This is a genomic window from Thiocapsa sp., assembly GCF_035467215.1.
Lineage (GTDB): Bacteria > Pseudomonadota > Gammaproteobacteria > Chromatiales > Chromatiaceae > Thiocapsa.
The window spans coordinates 1-6,203 of record NZ_DATITZ010000287.1; the positions used below are offsets into that span (position 1 = coordinate 1).

4 protein-coding genes and 1 pseudogene are annotated in these 6,203 nt (G+C 62.8%); all 5 read left to right on the forward strand.

Translation table 11 applies throughout. The features are described from left to right. Positions 1-1,739: NADH-quinone oxidoreductase subunit L (gene nuoL, locus VLR48_RS16150; RefSeq protein ID WP_325292775.1), on the forward strand; the 1,739-nt coding region annotated here is incomplete at its 5' end. Between the two features lie 19 nt (positions 1,740-1,758). Then, entirely contained in the window at positions 1,759-3,339 is a 1,581-nt protein-coding gene (locus VLR48_RS16155; RefSeq protein WP_325292776.1) for an NADH-quinone oxidoreductase subunit M, read from the forward strand. A gap of 42 nt (positions 3,340-3,381) precedes the next feature. Next, complete coding sequence (nuoN, locus tag VLR48_RS16160; RefSeq protein ID WP_325292777.1) at positions 3,382-4,821, forward strand: NADH-quinone oxidoreductase subunit NuoN; 1,440 nt, start codon at positions 3,382-3,384, stop codon at positions 4,819-4,821. Positions 4,822-4,962: 141 nt separating this feature from the next. Continuing rightward, entirely contained in the window at positions 4,963-5,838 is an 876-nt protein-coding gene (gene dapA / locus VLR48_RS16165) for a 4-hydroxy-tetrahydrodipicolinate synthase (protein WP_325292778.1), read from the forward strand. Between the two features lie 69 nt (positions 5,839-5,907). Beyond that, positions 5,908-6,203 (forward strand): annotated as a pseudogene (locus VLR48_RS16170) (hypothetical protein); the annotation flags it as partial.

Genomic DNA, 6,203 nt, shown 5'->3' on the forward strand with positions numbered 1-6,203 from the left:
TCGGCTTCCTCGTCGACACGCTGACCGCGACGATGATGTGCGTCGTCACCTCGGTCTCGCTGATGGTGCACGTCTACACGATCGGCTACATGTCCGAGGACCCCGGCTACCAGCGCTTCTTCTCGTACATCTCGCTGTTCACCTTCTCGATGATGATGCTGGTGATGGCGAACAACTTCCTGCAGCTGTTCTTCGGCTGGGAGGCGGTGGGGCTCGTTTCGTATCTGCTGATCGGTTTCTGGTACACGCGGCCGACGGCGATCTACGCCAACCTGAAGGCCTTCCTGGTCAACCGGGTCGGCGACTTCGGATTTATCCTGGGCATCGCTGCGGTGGGCATGTACTTCAACAGCATGGACTATGTCGAGGTCTTCGCCGCAGCGCCTGCGCATGCCGAGACGCAGGTTGCGGTGTTCGGCGGCGTGTCGCTCATGACCCTGATCTGCATCCTGCTCTTCATCGGGGCCATGGGTAAGTCGGCACAGGTGCCGTTGCATGTCTGGCTGCCGGACTCGATGGAAGGCCCCACGCCCATCTCGGCGTTGATCCACGCCGCAACCATGGTCACCGCCGGCGTCTTCATGGTGACGCGCATGTCGCCGCTGTTCGAGATGTCGGAGACGGCGCTCAGCTTCATCCTCATTATCGGCGCGACCACGGCGCTCTTCATGGGTCTGATCGGTCTGGTGCAGAACGACATTAAGCGTGTGGTCGCCTATTCGACCCTTTCGCAGCTCGGTTACATGGTGACGGCGCTCGGCGCCTCGGCCTATGCCGCCGGGATGTTCCATCTGATGACCCACGCCTTCTTCAAGGCGCTGCTGTTCCTGGCCGCCGGCTCGGTGATCATCGCCTTGCATCACAAGCAGGACATCCGCGAGATGGGCGGCCTGCGCCGTTACATGCCGATCACCTGGATTACCGCCTTGATCGGCTCGCTGGCCCTGATCGGCTTTCCGGCCTTCTCCGGCTTTTTCTCCAAGGACGCCATCATCGAGGCGGTGGGGCATTCGACGCTCTACGGCTCCGGCTATGCCTCGCTCCTGCTGACGATCGGTGTCTTCGTGACCGCGCTCTACAGCTTCCGCATGTACTTCCTGGTCTTCCACGGCAAGCCGCGGATGGACGAGCATACCCGGCACCATCTGCACGAGACCCCGTGGGTGGTGACCCTGCCGCTGGTGCTGCTGGCGATCCCCTCGTTGGTGCTCGGCTGGTTGGTCGTCGAGCCGCTGTTGGTGACCAATTGGTTCGTGACCGGCGACTGGAACCCCATCGTCGTGGCGCCCGAGCACGACACCCTGCATACGCTGCGGGAGCATTGGCACGGCCAATGGGCCTTCGTCCTGCACGGCATGACCATGCCGCCCTTCTTCCTGGCGATGGGAGGGCTTGCCTTGGCCGCCGTCGTCTGGTGGTTCACCTTCGCGAGGAATCCGAAGATCGAAGATCAACTACCGGCGATGGGCGGTCCCGTCACCAAGGTCCTGCAGTCCAAATACGGGTTCGACGACTTCAATCAGAAGGTCTTCGCCGGCGGTAGCCGAATGCTCGGGCGGGTGCTCTGGCTCGGCGGTGATCGCGCCATCATCGACGACGGCGTGGTCAACGGATCGGCGCATCGGGTTGCGGAGCTGGCGCAGCGTGCGCGGCATCTGCAGACCGGTTACCTCTATCACTACGCGATTGCGATGATCGTCGGGCTCGTCGGGCTCTTGACGTTCTTCGTCGTGCTCTAAGCGGAAGGAGACGCCCCGCATGTACGAGTTCCCTCTCCTGACGCTGGTCATCTGGTTACCGATCATCGGCGGTATCGCCGTGCTGGCGAGCGGCGATCGCGGCACGGACATCTCCAAGTGGATCGCGCTCGCTTTTGCGATCCTGACCTTCGCCATCAGCCTCGGCCTCTGGACCGGTTTTGACGCCGGCAGCGGACAGATGCAGTTCGTGGAGCGTGCGTCCTGGATCCCGACCTTCAATGTCGAGTACTACCTGGGTGTCGACGGCATCTCCATGCCGCTGATCATCCTGACGACCTTCATCACCATCTTCGTCATCATCGCGGGATGGGATGTCATCACCTATAAGCCGTCGCATTACATGGCGGCCTTCCTGATCATGGAAGGCGTGATGGTCGGCGTCTTCTCCGCGCTCGATGCCATCCTCTTCTATGTTTTCTGGGATGCGATGCTGATCCCGATGTTCATCATCATCGGGGTCTGGGGCGGACCGAATCGGGTCTATGCGACCATCAAGTTCTTCCTCTATACCTTCTTCGGCTCGGTCTTCATGTTGGTCGCGCTGATCTACATGTACTTCCAGGCCGACAGCTTCAGCATCCTGGATTTCCACGATCTGGAATTGGGCATGACCGCCCAGATCCTGATCTTCGTCGCCTTCCTGCTCGCCTTTGCGGTGAAGGTGCCGATGTTTCCGGTCCACACCTGGTTGCCGGACGCGCATGTCGAGGCGCCGACCGGCGGGTCGGTCATCCTGGCGGCCATCATGCTGAAGATCGGTGGCTACGGGTTTCTGCGCTTCTCGATGCCGATCACGCCGGACGCCAGCGCCTCGCTCGATTGGCTGATCATCGCGTTGTCGCTGATCGCCGTGGTCTACATCGGATTCGTCGCCCTGGTTCAGCAGGACATGAAGAAGCTCATCGCCTATTCGTCGATCGCGCACATGGGCTTCGTGACGCTCGGCTTCTTTATCGTCTTCACCATCATTCGCAGCCCGGATATCGCCGGCGGGGCGGTGATGGGGATCGAGGGCGGGATGGTCCAGATGATCTCGCACGGCTTCATCTCGGGCGCGCTCTTCCTCTGTGTGGGCGTGCTCTATGACCGCGTGCATTCGCGCGAGATCGCCGATTACGGCGGCGTCATCAATACCATGCCCTGGTTCGGTGCCTTCGTGGTCTTCTTTGCGATGGCCAATGCGGGTCTGCCCGGAACCTCCGGTTTCGTCGGCGAGTTCATGGTGATCCTTGCGACCTTCCGGGCCGATTTCTGGTGGGCCTTCCTGGCCGCGACCACGCTGATCCTCGCGGCAGCCTTTACCCTCTGGATGGTCAAGCGGGTCATCTTCGGCGAGGTCAAGAACGAGAAGGTGGCGGCTCTTCAGGATCTTAATCGCCGCGAGACATTCAATCTCGGGGTGCTTGCCGCCGCGGTCCTCGCCCTCGGGATCTGGCCGGCGCCCTTGATGGAGGTGATGCACGCCTCGGTCGAGAACCTGGTCGCCCATGTCGGGGAGTGCAAGCTGCCGGCCTCCGAGGCGGCGGACTGCGTCCTTGCGGTGCCCGCATCCGTGGCGGGTCTGACCGGACAGCCGTAAGGATGCGCTCGGGCGCGGGTCTCACTTAATCGGAATTCTCACATGCCATTCGATGCCGCCAATCTGTTCCCCATCCTGCCGGAGATCGCGATCCTGGTCACCGCCAGCGTCGTGCTGGTGCTGGATCTCTATCTCGAGGAGAAGGACAAGGACATCAACCATAACCTGACCCTGATCGGTCTGCTGGTCGCGATCGGCTTGACGGGTGCCGTGGGCGGCGGCGAGGCGCGCATCCTCTTCGACGGCAACGTCGTGCGCGACGGCCTGACCGACCTGCTCAGGGGCGCGATCCTGGTGGTCAGCCTGCTCGCCTTCGTCTATTCGCGGCCTTGGCTGAAGGATCGCGGGCTCTTCGTCGGCGAGTTCTACGTCCTCGGGCTCTTTGCGATCCTCGGGATGCTGATCATGGTCTCGGCCAACAGCTTCCTGACCATCTATCTGGGTCTCGAGCTTCAGGCCCTCGCGCTCTATGCCCTCGTCGCCTTCGATCGCGACTCGAAGAAGGGCGCCGAAGCGGCGATGAAATATTTCGTGCTGGGCGCGCTCGGTTCCGGCATGCTCCTCTACGGCGTCTCCATGATCTACGGCGCGACCGGCTCGATCGAGTTCGGTCCGGTCGCGCAAGCCGTGGCCGAGCAGGGTATGGACAACAAGGTCCTGGTCTTCGGCGTCGTCTTCCTGGTCATCGGCGTGGGCTTCAAGTTCGGGGCCGTGCCCTTCCATATGTGGGTTCCGGACATCTACGAGGGCGCGCCGACGCCGGCCGTCCTGCTGCTCGGCAGCGCCCCCAAGATCGCGGCCTTCGCCTTGGCGATCCGCATGCTGGTGGATGGACTCGAGGCGATCCAGCCGGACTGGCAGGGCATGCTCCTGATCCTCGCCGTACTCTCCATGGGTCTGGGCAACCTGGTCGCGATCGCACAGACGAACATCAAGCGCATGCTCGCTTACTCGACCATCTCGCACGTCGGCTTCGTCTTCCTGGGGCTCTTGGCCGGCTCCGCGCAGGGCTACGCCTCGGCACTGTTCTACGCGATCATCTACGCCGTGATGTCGACCGGCGCCTTCGGTATCCTGCTGATCCTGAGCCGAAAAGGCTTTGATGCAGAGAACCTGAATGATCTAAAAGGACTGAACGACCGGGATTCCTGGTACGCCGCCATGATGGCGCTGGTGATGTTCTCGATGGCGGGTGTTCCGCCGACGGTTGGCTTCATGGCGAAGCTGCTCGTGCTGGAGTCCGTGGTGCGCATCGACCTGGTCTGGCTCGCCTTGGTCGCCGTTGCCTTCTCGATCATCGGCGCCTTCTACTATCTGCGCGTGGTCAAGGTCATCTATTTCGACAAGCCGGATCCGGACATGCCGGTGCTGACCACGAGCGGCGGCGTGCGATTCGCCATGAGCCTCAACGGCCTTTCCCTTCTGGCGCTCGGCCTCTTCCCGGCGACGCTTCTGAGTTGGTGTCAAAGTGTCTTCGTTTGAGCCACTCGGGTTTGAGTCCCCGAGGCTTGAGTCCACCGTGATGGAACTCCGCGCGTTCGAACATTCGGAGTCGGATCATCTCGGTTGTGCCGGCGCCGTCTCGCGTACTACCATCAAGGTTTTCGCCTAACGGAGTCGGACATGTTTCGCGGCAGCATCGTTGCCCTCATCACCCCCATGCACGAGGACGGGGGCATCGACGACGCGAGCCTCCGGCGTCTCGTCGACTTTCACGTCGACGCGGGGACCACGGCCATCGTCGCCGTCGGGACCACGGGAGAATCCGCGACGCTTGACGAGGAGGAGCACTGTGCCGTCATTCGCAGGACGCTCGAGCTTGCCGCCGGCAGGATCCCCGTCATCGCGGGCACGGGCGCCAACTCCACCCGCGAGGCGATCAACCTGACCCGCTGCGCGAAAGAGGCTGGTGCACAGGCCGCTCTTCTGGTGACGCCTTATTACAACAAGCCCACCCAAGAGGGGCTGTATCTGCATTACCGCGCGATCGCCGAGGCCGTCGACATCCAGCTGATCCTCTACAACGTCCCGGGCCGCACGGCGTGTGACCTGTTGCCCGAGACGGCCGCTCGGCTCGCGCCGATCGACAACATCGTCGGTATCAAGGACGCGACGGGCGACTTGACGCGCGTCGGGCGGTTGCGCGCAGGCTGCGGCGACGGGTTCGCGCTCTACAGCGGAGACGATGCGACCGGATGCGAGTTCATGCTGACGGGCGGCGACGGTGTGATCTCGGTGACCTCGAATCTTGCCCCTCGCTTGATGCAGGACATGTGCGACGCGGCGCTCGGGGGCGATCGCGAGCACGCGGAAGCGATCAATCGGCGGCTCGACGCCCTGCATCACGACCTGTTCGTACAGTCCAATCCGATCCCGGTAAAATGGGCCGCTGCCGAGATGGGGCTCTGCACTAAAGGGATCCGTCTCCCGCTCACCTGGCTCTCCGAAGAGCATCATGCACGCGTGCGCGCCGCGATGGAGCAGGCGGGTGTGCTCTGAAGCCATCCGTCGCGCCGACGCGCCCTTGGGCGGTGGCCTATGCGCAATCGATTAAAGAGGTCGCTCACCTTGAGACCACGTAATTGGCTGACCGGCGGCGTCTGTGCCGGCCTGGCGCTGACTCTGCTCCTATCCGGTTGCGGCTCGAACGTCATCAACGACGCGATCCCCGATCAGCGGCTTGCCTACAAAAAGCAGCAGGAGTCCGGCGAGAATCTCGAAATTCCGCCGGATTTGACCGCCGGGCGGTTCGACGATGCACTGGACATTCCGCCCGCCGGCGGGGCGACCTTCTCCGAATACAGCGGGAGCCGCGCGCAACGCCAGCGCGTCGCGGCTTCCGGCGAGGTGCTTCCGGAGACACC

Bases quoted from the DNA above. Each gene is read 5' to 3' on its own strand.
- VLR48_RS16155 (WP_325292776.1), top strand. From the start codon at position 1,759: ATGTACGAGTTCCCTCTCCTGACGCTGGTCATCTGGTTACCGATCATC.
- nuoN (WP_325292777.1), top strand. From the start codon at position 3,382: ATGCCATTCGATGCCGCCAATCTGTTCCCCATCCTGCCGGAGATCGCG.
- dapA (WP_325292778.1), top strand. From the start codon at position 4,963: ATGTTTCGCGGCAGCATCGTTGCCCTCATCACCCCCATGCACGAGGAC.